General features: G+C 71.7%; 19 protein-coding genes, 1 tRNA gene and 1 other RNA gene. 11 read left to right on the forward strand and 10 right to left on the reverse strand.

Going from position 1 to position 21,610, the window contains the following annotated elements; genetic code table 11:
- Positions 1-31 precede the first annotated feature (31 nt).
- Both ACFSDF_RS02245 and ACFSDF_RS02250 read right to left on the reverse strand, forming a co-directional pair.
- Entirely contained in the window at positions 32-685 is a 654-nt protein-coding gene (locus ACFSDF_RS02245) for an HAD family hydrolase (RefSeq protein WP_377155951.1), read from the reverse strand.
- A 39-nt stretch (positions 686-724) separates the two neighbouring features.
- The gene (locus ACFSDF_RS02250; protein WP_377155953.1) at positions 725-1,657 is read right to left on the reverse strand and encodes a siderophore-interacting protein; all 933 of its coding nucleotides are present in this window, start codon (positions 1,655-1,657) and stop codon (positions 725-727) included.
- 130 nt (positions 1,658-1,787) lie between these two features.
- Between ACFSDF_RS02250 and ACFSDF_RS02255 the strand changes: the two genes are divergently transcribed.
- Complete coding sequence (locus ACFSDF_RS02255) at positions 1,788-3,029, forward strand: chymotrypsin family serine protease (protein WP_377155955.1); 1,242 nt, start codon at positions 1,788-1,790, stop codon at positions 3,027-3,029.
- Between the two features lie 51 nt (positions 3,030-3,080).
- On the opposite strand, the gene ACFSDF_RS02260 is transcribed toward ACFSDF_RS02255, so the two are convergent.
- The 3 genes from ACFSDF_RS02260 to ACFSDF_RS02270 form a co-directional block, all read right to left on the reverse strand.
- Positions 3,081-3,611 (reverse strand): LytR C-terminal domain-containing protein, encoded by a 531-nt coding sequence (locus ACFSDF_RS02260; RefSeq protein WP_243842911.1) that lies wholly within the window; start codon positions 3,609-3,611, stop codon positions 3,081-3,083.
- A gap of 2 nt (positions 3,612-3,613) precedes the next feature.
- A complete protein-coding gene (locus ACFSDF_RS02265; RefSeq protein ID WP_167001140.1) occupies positions 3,614-3,910 on the reverse strand; it encodes a type II toxin-antitoxin system VapB family antitoxin in 297 nt (98 codons plus the stop codon).
- 263 nt (positions 3,911-4,173) lie between these two features.
- Positions 4,174-4,261: transfer RNA gene (locus ACFSDF_RS02270), tRNA-Ser, on the reverse strand.
- A gap of 91 nt (positions 4,262-4,352) precedes the next feature.
- Between ACFSDF_RS02270 and ffs the strand changes: the two genes are divergently transcribed.
- The 6 genes from ffs (at position 4,353) to ACFSDF_RS02300 (ending at position 12,469) form a co-directional block, all read left to right on the forward strand.
- Positions 4,353-4,449: signal recognition particle sRNA small type (gene ffs / locus ACFSDF_RS02275), an RNA gene on the forward strand.
- A 45-nt stretch (positions 4,450-4,494) separates the two neighbouring features.
- Positions 4,495-5,085 (forward strand): carboxymuconolactone decarboxylase family protein, encoded by a 591-nt coding sequence (locus ACFSDF_RS02280; protein WP_208322226.1) that lies wholly within the window; start codon positions 4,495-4,497, stop codon positions 5,083-5,085.
- Positions 5,086-5,385: 300 nt separating this feature from the next.
- Positions 5,386-7,362, forward strand: coding sequence for a DNA polymerase III subunit gamma and tau (locus tag ACFSDF_RS02285; protein WP_377155958.1), 1,977 nt, complete (start codon positions 5,386-5,388; stop codon positions 7,360-7,362).
- Positions 7,363-7,472: 110 nt separating this feature from the next.
- Positions 7,473-8,687 (forward strand): hypothetical protein, encoded by a 1,215-nt coding sequence (locus tag ACFSDF_RS02290; protein WP_377155960.1) that lies wholly within the window; start codon positions 7,473-7,475, stop codon positions 8,685-8,687.
- 87 nt (positions 8,688-8,774) lie between these two features.
- Positions 8,775-9,782 carry an alpha/beta hydrolase gene (locus ACFSDF_RS02295; protein WP_377155962.1) on the forward strand — a complete coding sequence of 336 codons (1,008 nt, stop codon included), beginning with the start codon at positions 8,775-8,777 and terminating at the stop codon, positions 9,780-9,782.
- Positions 9,779-12,469: an aminodeoxychorismate synthase component I gene (locus tag ACFSDF_RS02300; protein ID WP_465264187.1), complete on the forward strand. Its 2,691-nt coding sequence runs from the start codon at positions 9,779-9,781 to the stop codon at positions 12,467-12,469. The genes ACFSDF_RS02295 and ACFSDF_RS02300 overlap by 4 nt, the downstream gene beginning before the upstream one ends.
- A gap of 3 nt (positions 12,470-12,472) precedes the next feature.
- On the opposite strand, the gene ACFSDF_RS02310 is transcribed toward ACFSDF_RS02300, so the two are convergent.
- The 5 genes from ACFSDF_RS02310 to ACFSDF_RS02330 are packed head-to-tail and all read right to left on the reverse strand — an operon-like array spanning position 12,473 to position 16,854.
- Complete coding sequence (locus tag ACFSDF_RS02310; protein ID WP_208322228.1) at positions 12,473-12,967, reverse strand: DedA family protein; 495 nt, start codon at positions 12,965-12,967, stop codon at positions 12,473-12,475.
- A 45-nt stretch (positions 12,968-13,012) separates the two neighbouring features.
- On the reverse strand, positions 13,013-14,365 hold the full coding sequence (locus ACFSDF_RS02315; RefSeq protein ID WP_377155964.1) for a hypothetical protein: 1,353 nt from the start codon (positions 14,363-14,365) through the stop codon (positions 13,013-13,015).
- Positions 14,362-14,808 carry a hypothetical protein gene (locus tag ACFSDF_RS02320; RefSeq protein ID WP_167249376.1) on the reverse strand — a complete coding sequence of 149 codons (447 nt, stop codon included), beginning with the start codon at positions 14,806-14,808 and terminating at the stop codon, positions 14,362-14,364. Before ACFSDF_RS02320 ends, ACFSDF_RS02315 begins: the two co-directional genes overlap by 4 nt.
- Positions 14,805-15,002 (reverse strand): hypothetical protein, encoded by a 198-nt coding sequence (locus ACFSDF_RS02325; RefSeq protein ID WP_167249374.1) that lies wholly within the window; start codon positions 15,000-15,002, stop codon positions 14,805-14,807. Before ACFSDF_RS02325 ends, ACFSDF_RS02320 begins: the two co-directional genes overlap by 4 nt.
- A gap of 1 nt (position 15,003) precedes the next feature.
- A complete protein-coding gene (locus ACFSDF_RS02330) occupies positions 15,004-16,854 on the reverse strand; it encodes a hypothetical protein (protein WP_377155967.1) in 1,851 nt (616 codons plus the stop codon).
- Between the two features lie 146 nt (positions 16,855-17,000).
- Here ACFSDF_RS02330 and ACFSDF_RS02335 point away from each other — a divergent pair, with 146 nt between their 5' ends.
- The 4 genes from ACFSDF_RS02335 to ACFSDF_RS02350 all read left to right on the forward strand — a co-directional run bounded on the left by ACFSDF_RS02335 (position 17,001) and on the right by ACFSDF_RS02350 (position 21,521).
- Positions 17,001-18,149 carry a sensor histidine kinase gene (locus tag ACFSDF_RS02335; protein ID WP_377155969.1) on the forward strand — a complete coding sequence of 383 codons (1,149 nt, stop codon included), beginning with the start codon at positions 17,001-17,003 and terminating at the stop codon, positions 18,147-18,149.
- Positions 18,146-18,796 carry a response regulator gene (locus tag ACFSDF_RS02340; protein ID WP_182397129.1) on the forward strand — a complete coding sequence of 217 codons (651 nt, stop codon included), beginning with the start codon at positions 18,146-18,148 and terminating at the stop codon, positions 18,794-18,796. Before ACFSDF_RS02335 ends, ACFSDF_RS02340 begins: the two co-directional genes overlap by 4 nt.
- 143 nt (positions 18,797-18,939) lie before the next feature.
- Complete coding sequence (locus ACFSDF_RS02345; RefSeq protein WP_377155971.1) at positions 18,940-21,075, forward strand: MMPL family transporter; 2,136 nt, start codon at positions 18,940-18,942, stop codon at positions 21,073-21,075.
- A complete protein-coding gene (locus ACFSDF_RS02350; protein ID WP_167001159.1) occupies positions 21,075-21,521 on the forward strand; it encodes a hypothetical protein in 447 nt (148 codons plus the stop codon). The genes ACFSDF_RS02345 and ACFSDF_RS02350 overlap by 1 nt, the downstream gene beginning before the upstream one ends.
- Positions 21,522-21,610: the final 89 nt, after the last annotated feature.

A 21,610-nucleotide genomic window follows, 5' to 3' on the forward strand; every position in this document is an offset into this window, starting at 1 on the left:
AGCCGGGCGGGGTTCGCTGCTTTCTCGCCCTTCAGCCCAGTGCGGCGACGAGCTCCGGCGTGACGGCGCCGGCGTCGTCCACGACAGTCACGGCGAGCGCGAGTGCGTCGGTGTCCGGCGGGTACGCACGGTTCGGCACGGCCACGACCGCCATCCCTGCGGCGTACGCGGAGCGCAGCCCGCTGGAGGAGTCCTCGACGGCGACGCACGCGGCGGGCGCGACGCCCAGCCGCCGCGCGGCCTCGAGATAGACGTCCGGTGCCGGCTTGCCGCGCGGCACCTCCTCGCTGGAGACCACGGCGTCGAAGCGCGTCGCGATCTCGGCGAGCTCTAGCACAATCACGATCAGCTCGCGGTTGGCGGACGAGGCGACCGCGAGCCGGTACGAGGCGGCGAGCGCTGTCACCGCGTCGACGGCGCCCGGCAGGAGCGGCAGCGCGTCGCGATAGCCGGCGGCCATCACGTCGACGACGGCTCGGCCGATCGTGTCCGGCGGGTCGGGAACGCCGAGCTCGTCGTGGAGGTAGCGCTCCCACTCTGGCGCGCTCATGCCTTGCATCGCGCGGGTGGCGTGGTCCGGGAACGGCCGTCCCGCGGCGGCGACCACGTCGCGGCGCGCGGCGTCCCAGCGCTCCTCGGAGTCGACGAGCACTCCGTCCATGTCGAACACCACGGCCTCGATCATGCTCCGGAGACTACGGGCGTACAGGCTGGTGAGCCCGTGTCACCCCTCCGCGCGCCCCTCGCGCCAGTAGCCCATGAACGCCACCGAGCGACGGTCCACGCCGCGCTCGGACACGAGGAAGCGCCTCAGCGTCTTGATGACCGACGCCTCGCCCGCGAGCCAGGCGTAGAGGTCTCCGGTCGGCGGGAGCGGCACGCCCGCGTCGTCGAGCGGGACCTCCCACAGCAAGCCCTCGTCGATGTCGACGTCCTCGAGGGCCGTGGCGCCGTCCGCGGTTCGTGCGCCGCCGAGGAGCTGGTCGGCGACCGTACGGACGGCGGGGACGAGGCTCTCGCCGTGTGGTGCGCCCTCGCGGGCGATCCACGTCAGCGACATTCCTGCGGGCCGTGAGAGGTCGGTGAAGTCCTCTGCGTGCGGCACCTCGACGAGGACATGACCGACCGTGGTCTCGGGGAGGTCCTCCAGGATGCGGCCGATCGCGGGGAGCGCGGTCTCGTCGCCGACGAGAAGCAGAGGTCGGCCGCTGCCGGGCACGGCGAACTCGATCGCGCCGTGGGGACCCGGGTGGAGCGCGTTGGGGCCCATGAGCACAGCGGGAGTGCCAGGTCGGCAGGTCGCGGCGAAGCGCCCTGCTGGGCCGGTGGTGCCGTGAAGAACGATGTCGACATCGATCTCGCGCTGCGCCGGGCGGACATAGCGGATCGTGTACGTGCGCAGCGGGTTGCGGTGCTCGTCAGGCAGGCGGCGCCAGATGTCATACCAGTCCGAGCCGTACGGCACGTAGGCGTAGCTGCCGGTCTCGTCAGGGAGCATGAGCTTGATGCGCTGATCGAACCCGTTGTCGGCCATCTGGTCGAGGTCGTCGCCGCGGAAGGTGACGCGGACGAACGAGCGCGAGAGCGTGACCGTGCGCGCGACCTCGACGTCGAAGAACCGCCATGCAGCAACGGCGGTCTCGGTGGTGGTGGTCAAGGAGCCTCCTCGGCAACAGGTCCAGAGGTAAGGCTAACCAAAGAAATGCTCCCGGTCCAGGCTCGACGAGCGGACCTCCCGATCTGCCACTAGCGTTCGGGCACGGAACCTGCGACGAAGGAGCCACCCAATGCCGACTCCACGCCTGCTCATCACCGTCCCCGCCCTCGCGATCGTCCTGAGCGCGGGCCTCCTCGCCTCAGCCGGCGGTCCCGCCTCCGGTGACGAAGCAACCACCTCGAGTGAGACGGCGGCCGTGACCTCCGTCCAGCGCGCGGTGGCCCAACGGCTGACCGCCGTTCTCACCCCTCAGGGCGAGAAGCCCGCCGACGGTGTGCCCGTCGGCCTCGACGTGGGGATCATCGGAGTCCTCGGGAGCGCCGCCGACGGCTACGACGTCGTCGTCACCCGCGAGACCGACCCGGCGGCGCTGGTCGCGCGGCTCACGGCCGGTCTTCCCGCAGGGGCTCGCAACAGCCTCAGGATCACCACCTCCGAGCGGAGCGCGGACGAGCTGCGGACCGCCTGGCGCCAGGTCAGCGCGCAGGCGTGGGCAGGCGACGCGTCCCAGCGCAGCAGCTACAGCATGGATCTCGACCCCGAGCTCGGTGCCGTGGTCGTCGATGTGGAGGGTACGGCCCCCGCAGCGGGACGTCTCGACGTCCAGCGCGCTCCGGTCGAAGGGGTGGAGCCGGGCGCGGTCGTCGTCCGCTACACGGGGGAGAGCGCGCTGGCGTCGCGTACGGCCGACACGTCACCGCACTGGGGTGGCGCGAAGATCACGGCCGGGAGCACCAGCTGCACGTCCGGCTTCACGGTCAAGAGCAAGACCTCGAGCACGCGCTACTCGGTGACCGCCGGGCACTGCGGCCCGAACGGCACCTCGTGGTACTCGGGGGCGTACTACTTCGGGCAGACCGCCGGGCGCTCCGGCTACCCCAACTACGACCAGGCCCGACTGGCCGGGTCCTCCTACACCAACTCGATCTACACCGACGGCCTGGACAACTTCAACGTCCGTACGGTCACCGGTGCGAACGACGGTGACGTCGGCGACTCGGTGTGCGTCTCCGGCGTGGTGACGAAGTCGGTCTGCGGGATCGAGATCAAGAGCCTCTCCGCGACGTACTGCGACGATCCGGACGTGTCGTCGACCTGCACCACGTACCTCATGCGGGGGCGGCGCGACGACGACCGGGTGATCGTCCGCAAGGGCGACAGCGGCGGCCCTGTCTACCAGCGCAACACCTCGCTCGCGCGGGCCTCGATCCGGGGCATGGTCATCGCGTACGACATGAGCGGCGTGCGGTTGTACGCCGAGCGCTACGCCTCGATCTCCAACCACCTAGGTGTCGTGGCGATCACGAGCTGAGCCCGCTCCGTGTCCTGGCGGCCACCTCGGCCGTCAGGACACGGACGTGCGTCAGGACACCGGCTCGGTCAGGTCCGGGACGCAAATCGTCACGCGGTTCTTGGCCTTGATCGACTCGATCTGCTTCTTCTTCATGCCGGCGAACTTCTTGCCGATGAGGACCTCGACGCTCGCGTCGTCGCCGGGTGCGCCCTTCGTGTACTGAACCTTGCCCTTGAACTGCGCGCCGACCAGGCGGGCGTCGACGCGGTTGGGCTCGCGGGCCACCACACGGACGTTGGCGATGCGGGCGTCTTCCGGCGCGTTGCTGATCGTTCCCGGGAGGAAGCCTGCGGTCTGCAGGTTGATCATCGTGCGGTTGGCCATGCCGGAGCGGCCGCCGGCGTTGAGGACGTTGACCCGCACCTGGTTGGTGGAGAGCTGCTCGCCGGGCTCGAGCGTGCGGTTGCGGCAGGTGTTGGCCGCGACCTCGGGCAGGCTCGGTGGCTTGGCGAACAGCAGGCGGACACCCATGTAGGTGCCGCCGACGAGGACGGCGGTGAGCACCGACATCGTCAGGAACGTGCGCAACCCCCGGCTCATGGTCACCTGTCCATCGTGTAGATGCGAGCGTGCATCACCTGGCGCTGCTGGAGGGCTGCACGCAGTGCGCGGTGCAGACCGTCCTCGAGGTAGAGCCCGCCCTGCCAACCGACGACGTGCGGAAACAGGTCGCCGAAGAACGTCGAGTCCTCGTCGAGGAGGCTGGCCAGATCGAGCTGTCGCTTGATCGTGATGAGCGTGTCCAGTCGGACCTGCTGCGGAGGCAGCTTCGCCCACTGGCTCTGGGTCAGGCCGTGCTCTGGGTACGGCTTGCCCTCGCCCACTCCTCGGAAGATCACCACTGCAGTGTAGTCAGGCGGGCCTCGGCGCCTTCGCGTGCGCGGGCGCGCGTGGCGCGGTGTGGAGGGCGGTCGCTCGTCACGTGCGCTCGAGGATGGTGCCGCTGGCCATCGCCACACCCGCACACATGGTGACCGGGCGCTGCCGATCAGCGGTGTCTTGCTGGGCACGAGCAGTGAGGGCGCCAGAAGGCCAGATCCGGAGAGACAACAGGCCGGGCCCCGTCTGGAGCCCGGCCTCTTGTCGATCTCGTGAGATCACCTGGCGGAGGATAGGGGATTCGAACCCCTGAGGGCGTTAACCCAACACGCTTTCCAAGCGTGCGCACTAGGCCACTATGCGAATCCTCCGCGAGCAGGTTACCTGTTCGCGCGACGCGGCCGTGAATCGGGCCCGGTGTAGCCCGACGACGACGCCGTTGGTCGGTGTCGGTAGGATGACGGAAGTCCCTCGCGCGGCGATATCTCGCCCAACTCCCCCAGGGCCGGAAGGCAGCAAGGGTAAGTGAGCTCTATCGGGTGCGCGAGGGACCTTTTCATGTCCTGACCACCTGCGAGACCCGTGCCGGGACCATGCTGGTCGGATGTTCCTCGACGAACCTCCCCACGCCGATGCCGTCACCGCGATGTATGCCGCGGACCGCGACGACGGCGGCTACGTAGACAACCTCACGCGGCTGTGGGCCTGGCGGCCCGACGTCAACGACGCGTTCGCCGCCGCACGTGCCGCGGTCGCCACGGACAGCACGCTCACCGACGAGGACCGGGCCGTCCTCGTGGTGGCAGCGGCCTCGGCCCGCGGCGACTCGTACTGCTCGTTCGCGTGGGGTCGTCGGCTCGCCGGGCTCACCGACCCGGCGACCGCGGCCGCGGTGATCGAGGCGCGGCTGGACGCCCTCGACCCGCGCACTGCGGCGCTCGCCGCATGGGCCGCTGGCGTCGTCCGCGACCCCAACGCGACCACGCCCGACGACGTCGCGCGGCTGCGCGCCGTCGGCCTGGACGACCGCGCGGTCCTCGAGGCCACGGTGTTCGTCGCGTTCCGGCTCGCCTACGCGACGGTGAACGACGCGTTGGGCGCACAACCCGACCGGCAGCTGGTGGAGAGGGCGCCGCAGGAGGTCGTCGAGGCGGTCACGTACGGGCGGGCTCCCGCGCGCGAGCACTCGACGTGAGCGCGATACGGGCTGGGGGTGTCAAGGCCGTGTGGGCAGCCTGTGGGAAAAATGTGGATGAACAGCACTTGTCTGTGGATGGTCACGCAGTGCCTGTGCATGACCCTCTGAATAGTGAAAAAAGTCGCCGTTGACCCTTGCACGGTGCGCGAACTGCACGGTAGGACAGTGCAAGTGCGCCTCGGGCGCCGTGCGAGGAAGCAAACCCCCGGAAGGCCCCGCGACGCCGACGTGTCGTGGGGCCTTGCGTATAGCCAGCGGTCCCCGTCGACCGTCAGGAGCGATCGTTAGGGTTGAGGCGTGGACGAACCCATGGCGTTGTACAGGCGGTATCGCCCGGAGACCTTTGCCGAGGTGATCGGCCAGACGCATGTGACCGAGCCGCTGCGGCACGCGTTGGCCAACAACCGCGTCAACCACGCCTACCTGTTCTCAGGTCCGCGCGGCTGCGGCAAGACGACGAGCGCCCGCATCCTCGCGCGCGCCCTCAACTGCGAGCGTGCTCCTGTCGCCGACCCGTGCGGTGAGTGCCAGAGTTGCCGCGACCTCGCGCGCGGTGGCCCCGGCAGCATCGATGTCATCGAGATCGACGCCGCGAGCCACGGTGGTGTCGACGACGCGCGTGACCTGCGCGAGCGGGCATTCTTCGCCCCGGTCAACAGCCGCTACAAGGTCTACATCATCGACGAGGCCCACATGGTCTCGAGCCAGGGCTTCAACGCGTTGCTCAAGCTCGTCGAGGAGCCACCCCCGCACCTCAAGTTCATCTTCGCGACGACCGAGCCCGAGAAGGTCATCGGCACGATCCGCTCGCGGACCCACCACTACCCGTTCCGGCTCGTCCCGCCGAAGGTCCTCACCTCGTACCTCGAGGAGCTCGGCCGTACGGAGGGGGTGCCGTTGGAGCCGACCGCGCTCCCGCTCGTCGTCCGTGCCGGCGGCGGCTCGGTTCGCGACACGCTGAGCGTGCTCGACCAGCTGATCAGCGGTGCCGACGACTTGGGGGTCACGTACGACCTCGCCGCGGCGCTGCTCGGCTACACGCCTGACTCGCTGCTCGACGAGGTCGTCGACGCCTTTGCCGCGGGAGACGGTGGAGCGGTCTTCGCCGCAGTCGACAAGGTCGTCGAGACGGGGCAGGACCCGCGCCGCTTCGCCGAGGACCTCCTCCAGCGCCTGCGCGACCTCGTGATCGTCGCGAACGTGCCCGACGCGATCTCGATCGGCCTCATCGACATCCCCGGCGACCGTGCAGAGCGCATCGAGAACCAGGCCGCGCGGTTCGGCCGTGCCGACCTGACCCGTGCTGCCGACGTCGTCAGTGCGGGGCTGACCGAGCTGCGCGGGGCCACGGCGCCGCGGCTGCTGCTCGAGCTCGTCTGTGCGCGCATCCTCCTGCCCGGTGCTGACGCCACGCCCGACGGCATCCAGGCGCGGCTCGACAGGATCGAGCGACGACTGGCGATGGTGGGCGACGCCCCGCAGGCTGCTGCGCCAGCTCCGGCTCCCGCTACTGCTCCCACGCCGGCGCCGGCCCCCACGCCGGCGCCGGCCCCCGCGCCTGTGGCGGCCCCTGCGTCGACGGCGACGGCGCCGACGCCCACACCCGCAGCGGCACCTGCAGCGGCTCCCGTCGTGGCACGGGCCGAGCAGCCGCCCGCGACGCCGGGCACGGTCGGAGTCGCCGACGTTCGCCGACTGTGGCCCGACATCCTCGACAAGGTGCGCGCGCTGCGGCGGTTCACCTGGGTCATGCTCAGCCAGAACGCCCAGGTGCACTCGCTCGAGGGCAACACCGTCACCGTCGGTCTCGTCAACGCCGGTGCGCGCGACTCGTTCGCCCGCAGCGGCTCGGACGGCATCCTCGGCACCGCACTCTCCGAGGTCCTCGGCGGGACGTGGCGTGTCGAGGCGGTCGTCGACCCGTCCGCCGCAGGGGGCGCTCTGCCTCCGACACCTGCGCCGCACCAGCGTCCGCCGGAGTCCCCGGCGCCGGCGGCTGCGGCTCCGCCCGAGTCGTCGCAAGGGGCTGCGCCCGAGGCGCCCACCGCTTCCGTGGTGCCTCCTGCCCCGACGCGACCGGAGCGCGCGAGCGCCGACGCGATCGCCGCCGCCCGCGCGACTCTGCGCGAGGACTCCGGTCGCCCGGAGGCGTACGACCCCGACCATCACGCGCGTGCCGACGATCCCGCGATGGACAACGACGGCCTGAGCCACGAGGAGCTCCTCAGCCGCACGCTCGGCGCGCAGGTCATCAGCGAGATCCCGCACGACTGAGGTCGGCGACGCGGGCGTCGTCGGAGGTTTGTCGTCTCGTCGCCTCGATGTCGGATTGTCGCCAACTCCTCTAGGTTCGATGTGCACAAGCACACCGACGAGAGGAATCCATGCGCCACTCGATCGCACGATCCGGGGCCGCCCTCCTGGCAGCCGCAGCGCTTGTCCTACCCGCCGCATCCGCCGTCGCCGAACCCGCGGCCGACCGTACGACCGGCCCCGCCGCCTCCACAGACGCCCGCGCGGGCGCACCGGTCAAACCACCCGTACTCCCACGCCACATCGACGGCGGTGCCTGGCCGACGAGCCACGTCCAGGGCGCCGCGATCGACGAGCATGAGGGCGTCGTCTACTGGTCGTTCACCCAGGTGCTCGTCAAGACCGACCTCGAAGGCAACGTCCTCGGGACAGTCACCGGTCTCACGGGCCACCTCGGAGACCTCGACCTCAACACGCACGACGGCCGTGTCTACGGGTCGCTGGAGTACAAGGCCGAGGAAGCCTTCTACATCGCGATCTTCGACGGCGCCAAGATCGACCGCATCGGCATGGACGCCGAGACCGACGGCATCATGACGACCGTCTATCTCCCGGAGGTCGTCGAGGACTTCACCGCCGACATGGACCGTGACGGCGTGTTCGACGGCGACACCGGCAACACGGCGGATCACCGCTACGGCAGCAGCGGCATCGACGGTGTCGCGTTCGGCCCCGCCGCCGGCAAGGACAGGGGCAGGGCGAAGGGCAAGCAGGTGCTGCGCGTCGCATACGGGGTGTATGCCCACAAGGACCGCATCGACAACGACAACCAGGTGCTGCTCGAGTACGACGTCGCGAGCTGGCGCCGCTACGAGAAGCCGCTCGTCCAGGACGCGCCGCACCGCAGCGGGCCGCGCGAGGTCCGCAACAAGTACTTCGTGTTCACCGGCAACACCACGTACGGGGTCCAGAACCTCGAGTACGACGAAGCGTCCGGGCACTGGTTCCTCGCGGTCTACAAGGGCACCAAGCCGGGCTACCCGAACTACTCGCTGTTCGTCGTCGATGGCGACCGTCCCCCGTACCAGGCGGTCGTGCGCGGGCAGGCCGAGCCGGAGCTCGGAGACCACCTGTCGCTGCTGCCTGCCGGGCAGTACGACCCGGCGTCGTCGACCTTCGGTTGGACGTTCGACGCGTCGTACGGGCTCGTGTCGGTCGGAGGAGGCTACTTCTACGGGGCCTCCGGCGGTCCCGTCGTCGAGGACGGCGTCAAGAAGCAGACCGGTGCGCTCGACCTCTACCGCTGGACGGGGGCGACGCCGACCCCGTTCGAGAAGGTCGGCTGACTCACGGCAGACCGTGGCCGCTCGTCCGCGCCTCCCCGTACGCTTCGACGTGGAGGTCGCGGGCGAGCGGCCGCGAGAGGAGCGCCAATGACCAGCTGGCAGCCGGACGTGCTGGGCCCCGGGTACGAGCAGCACCGCATCGACCTGGGCGAGGACCCCGACGGCGAGGGCCGCATCGACGCCACCCTCGTACGCCGCGTGCCGCACGCCGACGAGACGCCGACCGGGTCGGTTCTCTATGTCCACGGGTTCAGTGACTACTTCTTCCAGACCGAGCTCGCCGACTTCTTCGCGGCGCGCGGGTTTGCGTTCTACGCGCTCGACCTCCGCAAGTGCGGTCGCTCGCTGCAGCCGGGGCACACCGCACACTTCGTCTCCGACCTCGCGCTGTACGACGCCGAGCTCGAGCGGGCGCTGGCGATCGTGCGTGCCGAGCAGGCTGGCGACGTGGTTCTCGCGGCGCACTCGACCGGCGGGCTGATCCTGCCGCTGTGGCTCGACCGCCGCCGTACGCCCGGGGAGCGCGGTGACGGGGTCGCCGGGCTGATCCTCAACAGCCCGTGGTTCGACCTGCAGGGCGCGCCCTACCTGCGCTCGGTCGGCACCGAGGTCGTCAAGCTCGTCGGCCGCGTGAAGCCGACGACCGTCATCAAGCTGCCGCCCGGCGACGCGTACGGGGCGAGCCTGGCCTCGTCGCACTTCGGTGAGTGGGAGTTCAACACCGCCTGGAAGCCGATCTCGGGCTTCCCCGTGACGTTCGGGTGGCTGCGTGCGATCCGGCTCGCCCACGCCCGGTTCCACCGCGGCCTCGACATCGGGGTGCCCGCGCTCGTCCTGCGCTCGACCCGCAGCCACGTCGCGAGCGACTACTCCGACGCCGTCGACTCCGCTGACGCCGTGCTCGACGTGCGCCAGATCGCGCGCTGGTCGGGCTGCCTGGGCGGCGACACTCACGTGGTGCCGATCGAGGGAGCGCGTCACGACGTCTTCCTGTCGACCGAGGGCCCGCGCAAGCGCGCGTACGAGGTCGTCGACACGTGGCTGCGTCAGGAGGCGCGGCTTGTCGTGGGGCCCCAGGAGCTCCCGGCCGGATGACCGGTCCCGCCGTGCGCCGGCGGGTCGGGCCGGTCGCGACCGGTGCGCTGCTGCGCCGGCTCCGCGACCGCGACCGGCTCGTGGCCCTGGTCGGGGCGTGGGACGACGGGCACAATCTCGTCGCGTACGAGCCCGACCGGCTGCTCGGCGCCGACGAGGATCCGTTCGATCTCGGGACGGGGCCGGCGGACGGCGCCGCCGCGTCGGCGACGGCGGCGGGCACGTGGATCGGCTGGTGGGGATACCCGCTCGGCGCCCGGCTCGAGGACATCGGCGAGGCGCCCCCGCGGCCGTACCCGCTGCCCGACGCCGACCTCGCGCGCTACGACACCGTGCTGCGGCGCGAGCCGGACGGGGTGTGGTGGTTCGAGTCGGTGGCCGCGCCCGAGGCGGCCGAGCGACGGTGGGACGCGCTGGCGGCGCTGCTGGCGGGCCCCGAGCCGGCTGCGGCGCCGTACGCACTCGAGCCGTTCGTCGCCGTGCCCGGGCTCGACGCGCACCGTGAGGCCGTGCGGCGGGCGATCGCGCACATCCACGCGGGCGACATCTTCCAGGCGAACATCTGCCTGCGCCTCGAGTCTCGGCTGAGCGGCGACCCGCTCGAGATGTTCCTCGCGGGCGTCGAGGAGCTGCGCCCCGCGTACGCGGCGTTCGTCGCGGGTCGTACGGGCACGGTGGTGAGCCTGTCACCCGAGCTGTACGTGCGCCGGACCGGTGACCGCGTGGTGTCGTCGCCGATCAAGGGGACGGCGCCGGCGGACTCTGACCCGGCGGAGCTCGCGGCCTCGGTGAAGAACCGCGCCGAGAACGTGATGATCGTCGACCTGGTCCGCAACGACCTCGGCCGCGTGGCCCGGACCGGCACCGTGGAGGTCACGGCGACCGCGGCGCCGCGCCCGCACGCCGGGGTGTGGCACCTCGTGTCGGACGTGGAGGCGGTGCTGCTCCCGGGGACGAGTGACGCCGACGTGCTGCGGGCGTCGTTCCCGCCCGGCTCGGTCACGGGCGCGCCGAAGGTCCGCGCGATGCAGGTGATTGGCGAGCTGGAGGCGACGGGGCGGGAGGTCTATACCGGCGCGGTCGGCTACGCGGGGCCGCGCGGCCTCGAGGCAAACGTGGCGATCCGGACGTTCGAGGTGCGCGGCGAGCACGTATGGCTCGGTGTCGGCGGTGGTGTGGTCGCGGACTCCGACCCCGACGACGAGCTGCGCGAGTGCTTCACGAAGGCGACCCCGCTCCTGCGTGCCGTGGGCGGGACGTTCGCCGGTGGAGCGGCGAGCTCGGGTCCCGTGGGTCGAGGAGCGGCGAGCCCCCCAGGGCGAGCCGTGTATCGAGACCGTCCCCCCGACCCCGCCTCCGGCATCTTCGACACGCTCCTCGTCCGCGACGGCGTCCCCGTCGACCTCGACGGACACGTCACGCGCCTCGCGGATGCCGCGCGGGCGGTGTACGGCATCGCGCTCGACGCCGACGACCTCGCCCTACGTGCGGGTGATGCCGCGACCGACCTCGCCGGTTCGCACCGCCTGCGGCTGGCGCTCGATCCCCGTACGGGCGCCGTCGACGTCCGTACGACACCGGCCGGAGTCGTGCCGTCGGACCCGTGGACCCTGCGGCCCGTCGTCGTCCCTGGCGGCCTCGGCGACGCGAAGTGGCGCGACCGCGCGCTGCTGGACACGCTTCCGGGCGCGCCGTGGACGCCGACGCGCGACCCGCTGCTCGTCGACACGGACGACAGCGTCCTGGAGACCGGACGGGGCAACGTGTTCGCAGTGTTCGACGACGGCGTCCACACCCCGGCGCTCGACGGGCGGATCCTGCCCGGCGTGACGCGGGAGGTGGTCCTCGGGCTGCTGCGCGCGCGGGCGGTGCCGGTCCACGAGCGCCGGATCGCGCTCGCCGAGCTCGCCGGCGCGACGGAGCTGTTCGTCACCAACGCGATCGGCCGGGTCCGTGCCGTGACGGAGGTCGAGGGCGTGGTGCAGCGCGCTCCCGGCCGTACGACCGCTTGGTTGCGAAGCCTCGATACCTCGGCCCCACCGAACTTGAGGGATTCGGCCCCGCTCGTGGGCGCAACTCCTCAAGATTCGTCGCGGGCGGGTGCGCGGGTGCTGCTCATCGACAACTACGACTCGTTCGTGCACAACCTCGCGCAGTACGTGCGGGAGCTCGGTGCCCAGGCCACCGTGGTGCGCAACGACGCGGTCGACGTCGACGCGCTGGAGCGGATGCGCCGTGCCGGAGCGTTCACGCACCTCGTCCTCTCGCCCGGACCGGGCGCGCCCTCCGGAGCCGGTGTCAGCGTCGACGCCGTCCGTGCGTTCGGCTCGTCCACGCCGATCCTGGGCGTCTGCCTCGGGCACCAGGCGATTGGCGAGGCGTACGGGGCGCGGGTCGTGCGGGCGCCGCGTCCGGTGCACGGCGTGCCGTCGCTGATCCACCACGACGGGCTCGGCGTGTATGCAGGGATGGACGGGCCGTTGGTCGCGGCGCGCTACCACTCACTCATCGTGGAGGGCCTCCCCGATGCGCTGGTCCCGACCGCCTGGAACGCCGAGGGCGTGCTCATGGGCGTGCGTCACCGCGAGCACCCGGTCGAGGGCGTGCAGGTGCATCCGGAGTCGATCCTGACCCCGCGTGGGCACGATCTCCTCGCGAACTTCCTGTCCCCAGACGTTCGAGCGTGACCCCTACGCCCGAGCCCGTGAGCGGCGGCGGAACACGACCACGGCGGCGACCACGCCGACGACGGTGAGCGCCGCGAGCGCGATGCCCCACCCCGTCGTCAGACCGGCACCGACCGCCGCGTAGAACGCCGACATCCCGATCGTCGTCCACACCAGCGCCCACGCCATGCAGCCGGGGATCATCGCGAGCAGATAGCGCATGAACGGCATCTGGACGACGCCCGCGCCCGCGTTGATCACGGTCTGCGCACCGACGGTCAGGAACGAGACGGGCACCGCGAGCGCGCCCCACCGTCGTACGACATCGGCGCCGCGCTGGGCCGAGTCGCCCTCGAGCCAGTCGTGGGTGCGGGCTCGCAAACCGCCGGTCGGATGGGGGCGGGTGAGCACCTGGACGGCGGCGACCCGCGCGATCCAGTACGTCGCCTGCGCCCTCAGGAAGACGACGACGAAGAAGAACAGCCACACCGTGACGGCGGGTCCTTCGGGGCGATCCACAGGCACCAGCCTAGGAACCCCGGCCCACACGCCGGACAGCCGCCCTCACCCCGCGAACAGGAGGAACAGCCCGAGGAACGTGTAGCCGACCATCACCAGCATCAGCGCGAGCTGGCCGGTGAGGTGGTGCGCACGAGGCAGCAGGCGGATGAAGCGGTCATGCGCGGCGATGACCCCGAGGACGTGGCCGGTGAGGACGAGCCCGACCTTGAGGACGGCGAGCAGGTGGGGGTGCTCGGACAACCAGTACGAGACCTCGAGACCGCCGAGGCCGAGCAGGTCCCAGCCGCGGTCGAGCGGGTCGGCGAGGGCGATGACGGTGCGCTGACCCTTTTCGACGAGGTACGACAGATAGTGCGCGCCGACGTACCCGACCACGATCGGCACCAGCGAGTGCGCCAGCTCGCCCGGCATCGCGCGCCGCTGGACCCCGGCGAGCCCGCCGGTCGCGCGTGCGGCCAGGACGAAGATGCCACCGACGAGCGTGATCATCGCGACCAGCCCGAGGGACTTGTACGAGACGGCGAGCGCCGGCGACCCGGCGTACCAGGACTGCACCTCCGTCATCCACCACGACGTGCCGAGCGCGGAGTCGAACGCGGTCGATCCGAGCAGCACCGCGACGACGGCGACGATGCCGCGGTCGACCGGGAGGCCGGCGAGGTTCGACAGCGGGTTGCGGGCAACGATCCGGCGGTCATCCGGTGAGCGTCGTCCGAACGGCGACAGCGCGGCGACGAACGCCGCGTACAGGTCGAACGGGTCCGCTCGCTCGAACCACCGCCGGCCGAAGGCGAGCCCGCCGAGCACCCCGACGACGACGTACGCCACGAGCCAGACCCGTACGGTCTCCAGCGCGCCGGGGTCCGGCGACGCGAGCTCGGTCCACACGAACGCGAGCAGGCCCGAGGCGGCGGGCCAGTAGCCGAGCCGCGCGGGATAGGCCCACACACCCGTCGCCGGGTCGCGCCGCAACGCCCAGCAGGCGGCGCGGTGGAGTGCTCGTACGGGCGAGACGTAGGCCCAGACGTGCCCGCACAGCAGGGACAGCGGGACGATGCCCACCCAGAGCAGCACGTAGAACGCGCCCGGCGCTCCGTTGGTGGGACCGGGCTCACCGCCGAACGCCGCGAGCGCGACCCAGGCGGTGAACCCGACGCCGAGCACGCCCAGGACGGCGTGGGAGGGGCCGCTGTCGACCGTGCGGGTGATCCACAGCGGCAGCGCGATCCCGGGCGTGCTCGGGTCGAGACGGGGACGCCGCCACGCGAGTGCGAGGACGGCGAAGGAGAGGGCCAGCGCCCAGGCGGCGCCGACCATCGCGTACGCCAACGGGAGGGGGAGGTCGGTGGACCCACCGACCCCGTGGGCGAAGACTGTGCCGTCGATGAGCGTCAAGGCCGGACGTCGATCGTGGCGATCGTCCCTCCGAGGTGGTGGGACTCCAGAGAGACGCTGCCGGGGACGTCCACCTCGAAGGTGAACGACCGCGTGCCCTTGGTGACGGCGAAGGTCTGCTCGGGCTCGGCGTGGAGGTGGAGCTCGTCATCGGTGTCGGAGGTGACGTCGAGGGTGATCGTCTCGCCGACCTCGGCGTCGTACGCCTTGCCCAGCGGGCGGATCTTGCCGCCGGCGATGCTCACCACGATGACGAGACCTTCCGCGTCGAGCGTCGGCGTCGCAGATCCCGACGGCGTGGCCGCGGTCGCCGACGAGACGGATGCAGGGGGCTCCGTCTCGACCGCGCTCGCGGAGCCGGCGCTCTGGCTGCCGCAGCCCGTGAGCGTGAGCATGCCTGCGAGGCCGAGCGCGAGAACGGTGAGCGTACGGGGCGGGGTCATCGGTCGTCCTCCTGGACGGGCGGGGCGATGTGGTCGTGGGTGTCGGCCTCCTGCGCGGCGAGCTCGCGGGCCTCGGCGATGCGGTCGCGCTTGGCGATCACGAGCACGACCAGCGTGATCGCGATCGCCGGGACGAACGCCGGGACCGCGAGGAGCAGGGGGTGGTGCGCGAGAAGGATCGCATCGGGAGGCATGTCAGACGAGCGCGGGTGGTCGGTCGTCCGCGCGGCGCTCGGCGGGCGTGCTGCGGGGCGTCGAACGGGCGACCCGGGCCACCCCCCACGACAGGGCCCAGATCAGCAGCAGCGAGCAGATCGCGACGACGGTGCAGGCGGCGTTCCAGAGCCACGCCGGATGATCGGCGTTCTTCTCGCGCTGGAGGATCGAGGTCTCCGGGACGAAGGCGCGGGTGAACGTCGCCGGTGCTGCGAGCTCCTTGGCGCCGATCGCCTCGTCGGCGGGCATCCAGATCGGGACCGCGGCGAGGATGCGGTCGTCGGACACGCGGACCAGGGTCTTCCACGTGCCGTGGACGGGCACCGGCCGAGTCGTCTCCCACACGCCGGGCGCGGTCTCGCGGAGCCGGTCCACGACGACGCCCTCGCCGCCGCCCTGCCACGCCGTGATCTGCACCCACGTCGGGTTGTCGCTGGGCAGGTCGACCCGGTCGAACGTCACGCGGGCCTCGACCGTACGAGTCGCAGGGTCGGCGTCGACGTCGGTGAGCTGGACGGTCGCGCTCGCGTCGGGGACGGTGGCCCAGAGCCCGTTGCCGAGCGAGACGGACACCGCGACGACGCCGGCCACGATGATCGTCCGGCACACCGCCTTGCCGGGGATGTCGCCGGTCGTGAGCGCCGTCCCGAGCAGGGCTCCCGCCATGCCGGCGAGCACCCCCACCGGAACCGACATCAGCAGGCCCTCGAGCCACATGCCGCTGGTCCAGGGAAGGACGAACGCCGCCTGGACCCACAGGCCCTCGAGGGCGAGCCCGACGGTCGAGAGGCCGAGGCCCGCGACCGCGCCGAAGAGCAGCCGGTGGCGAGAGAGCGGGGCGATCAGAGCCAGCAGCTCGATGACGACGGCGGTGCCGAGATAGAGGGGGAAGACGTTGTACGCCTCGCCGAGGACGGGGCCGACGATGACGGCGGTGCCGACCCGCACCGCGAGGTAGAACAGCACGGCGAGGATCGCGCCCCATGCGCCGAGCACGCGCCTGGCCGCGACGAGAGCCAGGCTGGCGGCCGCCGCGATCATCATCGGGTGAAGCGGCTGACGGAACTGCTGGATGCCGAAGTCGTACTCGACCTGAAACACCGACAGGCCGATCAGGAGTCCGCCGAACGCGGCGGTGTACGCGATGCGTACGCGCAGCTCGCGCAGCGACTGGACGGTCTTGCCCTGGGCGAGGTCGCCCTCCCGCAGCAGGGTGAGGATGCCGACGAGCGACAGCCCGGCCCCACCGATGAGCATGAGGTGGGTCGGCCCCCACAGCGTGACGTCCTGACCGAAGATGCGGTGCCAGACGTCGTCGAGCGGGAAGCCGATCAGGGCGTACAGGCCAGACCCTGCGACGAGGAGACCGCCGACCGGGACGCGCCAGGCGCGGGTGATCTTGACCGCCGCGGGCCCGGGCACCTCGTCGAGGGGAAGGACCATCGCGGTCGCGCCGGCGATGAAGGTGAGGAAGAGGCCGACGAGGATCAGGTAGTGCGCCGGGTTGGCCAACGGGCCCTCGTCGCGGCCGACGCCGGCGTGCAGGCTCACGTCCCAGATGAAGCCGAGGAACGCGGTGACGAGGGCGAGCGCGAGGAGGCCGCCGGGGACCGCGACCCAGCCCGGACGGCCGAGGCGCTGCTCGGCGTGATCGCCGAGGCGCTGGAGCCAGGTGATGCGACGCGTCCGGTGCGCCCAGGCGATCCAGAGGAGGCCCGCGAAGATCACCGCAGAGGCGACGGACATGCCGATCACCTGGTCGAGTGCGGCTCCGCCGGCGGGGCGCTGCTCGGCGGCGAGCAGGGCGTCGTACAGGGCGGTGTCGGCCATGCGAGGGAGTGTGACATTGGCGATGGCACATGTCAACGGTCATGTATCGCGTGGCTCGCTCATCCACGGGATGAGTCACTCGCAGGAGACCCGACCGTCGCTCGTCGACGACCGCGCCGTCGCCCCCGCCGCCCTAGCATCATCGTGTGAGAACGGCGATCATGACCCCACGCAGGACGGACGTGCTGCTGTGCGTCAGCGTCGCGGTCGTGCTGGCCGTCGTCGCCAGCTCCCACGAGGGGCGCGCGGGCGACGTGAACCCGCTGGCGTACCTGTGGGCCGCCGGGCTCGGTCTCCTCATGCTCATCCGGCGAAGCCACCCGGTGCTGGTGCTCGTGCTCACGACGCTCGGCTTCTTCAGCTATTACGCGGCCGGCCTCCCCGCGATCGGCGTCGCGGTGCCGATCGCGGCCGCGCTCTACTCGGCCGCGGAGATGGGCCATCTGCGCGCGGCCATCGTCACTGGGACCCTCACGCTCGGCCTGTCAACGGCATACCGGGTCGCGACCGGCCAGAACGTGTCTCTGGTCGTCGGGTACGAGTTCATCACGCACGCGGCCCTCATCGCCGCTGCGATCGCGCTCGGGCACAGCGTCCGCGTCGGGCGGCACCTGCGGCGGCGGACCGAGCAGGTCTCGCGCCTGCTCACCCGCCAGGGCGAGCTGGACCAGGTCGTGGAGGGGCGGGAGGAACGGATGCGGCTCGCGCGTGAGCTGCACGACTCGATCGGGCACTCGCTGTCGGTCGCCTCGCTCTACTCCGTCGTCGCCCGTGAGGTCGGCGACGCCAAAGAGCGCGACGACGCCCACGAGCTCGTACGGTCGTCGATCACCGACGCGTCGTCCCACCTGCGGCGCACGGTCGCCGTGCTGCGGGGCAGCGGGCGGTTCGAGCCCGACGCGGGACTCGACCAGGTGGGCCGCCTCGGGGCCGCGCCCACCGCCGCCGGGTACGCCGTCGACGTGCAGGTGGATCCGGTCGACGTGGCGCCCGAGGTCGGAGCCGCCGCGTTCCGCCTCGTCCAGGAGGCGATCACGAACACCCTGCGTCACTCGAACGGGCGGAGCATCAGCGTGCGGGTGCGCCTGCGGGAGCCGGGGCTGCTCGGCGTCCGCGTCGTCGACGACGGTACGGCCGCCGTACCCCCGCAGATCCGGCCTGGGCACGGCCTGAGCGGCATGCGGGAGAGGGTTACGGACCTCGGCGGCACGCTCGAGGTCGACGCCGGCGCGAGCGGGTGGGTCGTGGAGGCCTCGATCCCGACGATGCCGGTGACGGCCGGGGGCGCCCCGTGATCCGGCTGATGCTCGTCGACGACCAGGTCCTCCTGCGGCACGGGCTGCGCGCGATCATGCAGAACACCGACGACATCACGGTCGCCGGCGAGGCGAGCGACGGCCGCGAGGCGCTGCGGGTGGCGCGGGAGCTTCGGCCGGACGTCGTCCTCATGGACCTCCAGATGCCGGTGATGTCCGGGGCGGAGGCGATCCGGGCGATGCGGGCCGAGCCGCTGCTCGCGCAGACACCGGTGCTCGTCCTGACGACCTTCGATGACGGAGACGACGTGGTGGAGGCGATCGCCGCGGGGGCCAACGGCTACCTGCTCAAGGACATCGACGCCGACGAGCTGCGGCGAGCGGTCCGTAACGCCGCGGACGGGCGCGCCCAGATCGCGCCGGGGGTGCTGCGCCAGCTGATGGACCGCGTCGCTCGGCTCCCGACCCGCAAGACCCGAGAGGAGAAGCTCGCCGGGCTCACCGAGCGTGAGGTCGAGGTGCTCACCCAGGTGGGCCTCGGGCTGACGAACGAGGAGATCGGCAAGGCCCTTTTCCTCTCCCGCGAGACGGCGCGCACGTACGTCAGCCGTCTGCTCACCAAGCTCGACGCCCGTGACCGAGCCCAGCTGGTCGTGCTGGCACACCGGGCCGGACTCGTCGACTGACGCGACCCTGAGCCGCGTACGTCCAGAGGCGATCGGACTGTCGCTCCTGAGGGACTGATCCGGCCTTCCCGCGCTCCTAGCGTGGTCGATCGACGCGTGGTTGATCGGCGACGTGTCGAACGCCGGAGAGGGAAGTGGACGTCATGGAGAGACTCGCTCGCGCCTGCCAGAGCGCGCGATGGTTCGTGGTGGTGGGGTGGATCCTCGTCGTGGTGGCGTTGTCGGCGCTGTCCGGCACGTTCGGAGGTGAGACCAGCGACGACTACGAGCTGCCCGGGTCGCCGAGCGACCGCGCCGTGCAGATCTTGGAGGCCGGCGGGTTCTCGTCCGGCGCCGGGACGCAGGCACAGCTCGTGCTGCACCGCGAGGACGGGCTGGACCAGGCGCCGGTGCGTGAGCAGGTGGCGTCGATGGTCGACGAGGTCGCGGACCGCGTCCCGGACGCGAGCGTCGTCGGTCCGTTCGCCCCCGAGGGTGCCCACCAGCTCTCGCCTGACCGTACGACCGGCTACGTCACGGTCGGGCTGCCCACCCAGGACGCGGAGGCGACCGCGGAGCTTCGGGACGACCTGGCCGACCTGCGCGAGACCTTCGCCTCCGACGGGCTGACCGTGGAGGTCGGCGGCCTCGGTGCGGAGCAGGAGAGCGAGAGCGGCCCGCCGAGCGAGATGATCGGCGTCCTCGCAGCCATCGTGATCCTGCTCTTCGCCTTCGGGTCCGTGTTCGCGATGGTGCTGCCGATCCTGGTCGGTGTCGTCGGAGCGGCGAGTGGCGTCGCCCTGGTGGGACTCGGAGCGCGGGCCGTCGACATGCCCAGCTTTGCCGCCCCGGTCGCGGCGATGATCGCGATCGGTGTCGGCATCGACTACGCGCTGCTCGTCGTCACGCGTTATCGGGAGGTTCTCGCGGCTGGCGCGCACCCGGCTCGCGCGGTCGTCCTCGCGCAGAGCACCGCCGGCCGGTCGGTCCTGTTCGCCGGTGTGACAGTAGTCATCGCCTCGCTCGGCCTGGTGCTGATGGACCTCAAGGTCATCACCGGGGTCGCCATGGGTATCGCGGGCTCGGTGCTCGTCACCATGCTGGCGGCCGTCACGCTGCTGCCCGCGATGCTGGCGATCACCGGCCGGCGGATCGACCGGCTCTCGGTGCACCGGCGTCGTACGACCTCCGACGGCGGACGTCTCGCCCGCCGGTGGAGCCGTGTGGTGCAGCGCAGGCCGTGGCCGGCCGCCCTTGCGGCGACCGCGGTGCTCGTCCTGCTCACGCTTCCGGTCCTCGACCTGCGGCTCGGGTTCTCCGACGCCGGCACGCGCCCGACCAGCGACACCAGCCGGCGGGCGTACGACCTCGTGGCGCAGGGCTTCGGCCCAGGCGCCAACGGCCCGCTGGTCGTCGCGGCCGCGCTGGAGGAGGGTGCGGGTCCTGACGAGGTGGAGACCCTGGCCGACACGCTGGCAGCAACGCCAGGTGTCGCCGCGACGACTCCACCGGTGTTCTCTGCTGCGGGCGACGTTGCGTTCCTCCAGGTGATCCCGACGACAGGCCCGCAGGACGAGGCGACGACCGACCTCGTGCACCGCATCCGCGACGACGTCGTGCCCGCGAGCGACGGGCTCGAGGTCGCGCTCGGTGGGGCGACGGCGGCGGCGGTCGACTTCGCCGACTACACCGCGGAGCGCCTTCCGCTCTTCCTTGCGGTCGTGCTCGGCGCGGCGCTCGTGCTGCTTGTCGCCGTGTTCCGCGGGCTCGCGGTCGCGATCAAGGCGGTGCTCGTCAACCTGCTCTCACTCGGTGCCGCGTTCGGGGCGGTGGTGGCGGTGTTCCAGTGGGGGTGGGGTGTCGAGCTGCTCGATCTCGGCGCCAGCGCGCCCATCGAAGCGTGGGTGCCGATGATGCTGATCGCGATCGTCTTCGGACTGTCGATGGACTACGAGGTCTTCCTCTTGTCCCGCATCCGCGAGGAGTACGACCGTACGGGCGACAACGCGGCCGCCGTGGCCGAGGGGCTCGCGCGTACGGCGCGGGTCATCTCGGCGGCCGCGGCGATCATGGTGTGCGTCTTCGGCAGCTTCGTGCTGGGGTCCAGCCGTGAGCTGCAGCTGTTCGGGTTCGGGCTCGCGTTCGCGGTCTTCATCGACGCGACGCTGGTGCGGCTCGTGCTCGTACCGGCGGTCATGGAGCTGCTCGGTGACCGCAACTGGTGGATCCCCCGCTGGTTGGACCGTGCCCTGCCCCGCCTGACCATCGAGGCGTCGCGCGGTCCTCGGGGTGAGCGGTGATGGGCCGCCCTCGGCTCGGCCTCCCCGTGTGGGCGATCCTCCTGCTGGCCGCCCTTGCGCTGCCTCGCGTCGTGGTGCACGACCTCGGGGTCGACGTCGGCGCGCTCGCCATGGCCGTGCTCGCGCTCGGGCCGCCTGCGGTCTGGGTCCTCGTCGCCCTTCGAGCGCGCGTCCCGTCACCCGTCACGACGCTCGTGGTCGTCGGACTCCTGTACGGCATCGGGCTCGGCGTCGGCCACAACCTGATGTGGGACTCGGCGTTCGAGGACGATCCGGCACTCGGCGGGGCGCTGGAGGGCGACCTCCCGGCGGGGGCGGAGGAGACGCTGCTGCGCACGGCGACGTTCGGGAGCAGCCTCTTCACGGGCGCCGTGGTCGGGCTCGTCGCCGGGCTGGTCGCGAGCGGCATGCGCCGCGTCGGCCGGTCTGACGGTGCCCGCCGGTAGGCTGGAGTCGCACATCCGGCGGCGGTGCCGTCGGTCGTACGACACGTGAGGACGTCCCGGTGTTCGGTGATGATTTCGGCGGGCTCGGC

This window comes from Mumia zhuanghuii, assembly GCF_042681565.1.
GTDB lineage: Bacteria > Actinomycetota > Actinomycetes > Propionibacteriales > Nocardioidaceae > Mumia.

What these genes read in the sequence shown, in the direction of transcription:
- ACFSDF_RS02320 (WP_167249376.1), bottom strand. Translation starts at nt 14,808, where the DNA reads ATGACCCCGCCCCGTACGCTCACCGTTCTCGCGCTCGGCCTCGCAGGC.
- ACFSDF_RS02245 (WP_377155951.1), bottom strand. Translation starts at nt 685, where the DNA reads ATGATCGAGGCCGTGGTGTTCGACATGGACGGAGTGCTCGTCGACTCC.
- ACFSDF_RS02255 (WP_377155955.1), top strand. Translation starts at nt 1,788, where the DNA reads ATGCCGACTCCACGCCTGCTCATCACCGTCCCCGCCCTCGCGATCGTC.
- ACFSDF_RS02280 (WP_208322226.1), top strand. Translation starts at nt 4,495, where the DNA reads ATGTTCCTCGACGAACCTCCCCACGCCGATGCCGTCACCGCGATGTAT.
- ACFSDF_RS02300 (WP_465264187.1), top strand. Translation starts at nt 9,779, where the DNA reads ATGACCGGTCCCGCCGTGCGCCGGCGGGTCGGGCCGGTCGCGACCGGT.
- ACFSDF_RS02330 (WP_377155967.1), bottom strand. Translation starts at nt 16,854, where the DNA reads ATGGCCGACACCGCCCTGTACGACGCCCTGCTCGCCGCCGAGCAGCGC.
- ACFSDF_RS02325 (WP_167249374.1), bottom strand. Translation starts at nt 15,002, where the DNA reads ATGCCTCCCGATGCGATCCTTCTCGCGCACCACCCCCTGCTCCTCGCG.
- ACFSDF_RS02295 (WP_377155962.1), top strand. Translation starts at nt 8,775, where the DNA reads ATGACCAGCTGGCAGCCGGACGTGCTGGGCCCCGGGTACGAGCAGCAC.
- ACFSDF_RS02350 (WP_167001159.1), top strand. Translation starts at nt 21,075, where the DNA reads ATGGGCCGCCCTCGGCTCGGCCTCCCCGTGTGGGCGATCCTCCTGCTG.
- ACFSDF_RS02290 (WP_377155960.1), top strand. Translation starts at nt 7,473, where the DNA reads ATGCGCCACTCGATCGCACGATCCGGGGCCGCCCTCCTGGCAGCCGCA.
- ACFSDF_RS02260 (WP_243842911.1), bottom strand. Translation starts at nt 3,611, where the DNA reads ATGAGCCGGGGGTTGCGCACGTTCCTGACGATGTCGGTGCTCACCGCC.
- ACFSDF_RS02345 (WP_377155971.1), top strand. Translation starts at nt 18,940, where the DNA reads ATGGAGAGACTCGCTCGCGCCTGCCAGAGCGCGCGATGGTTCGTGGTG.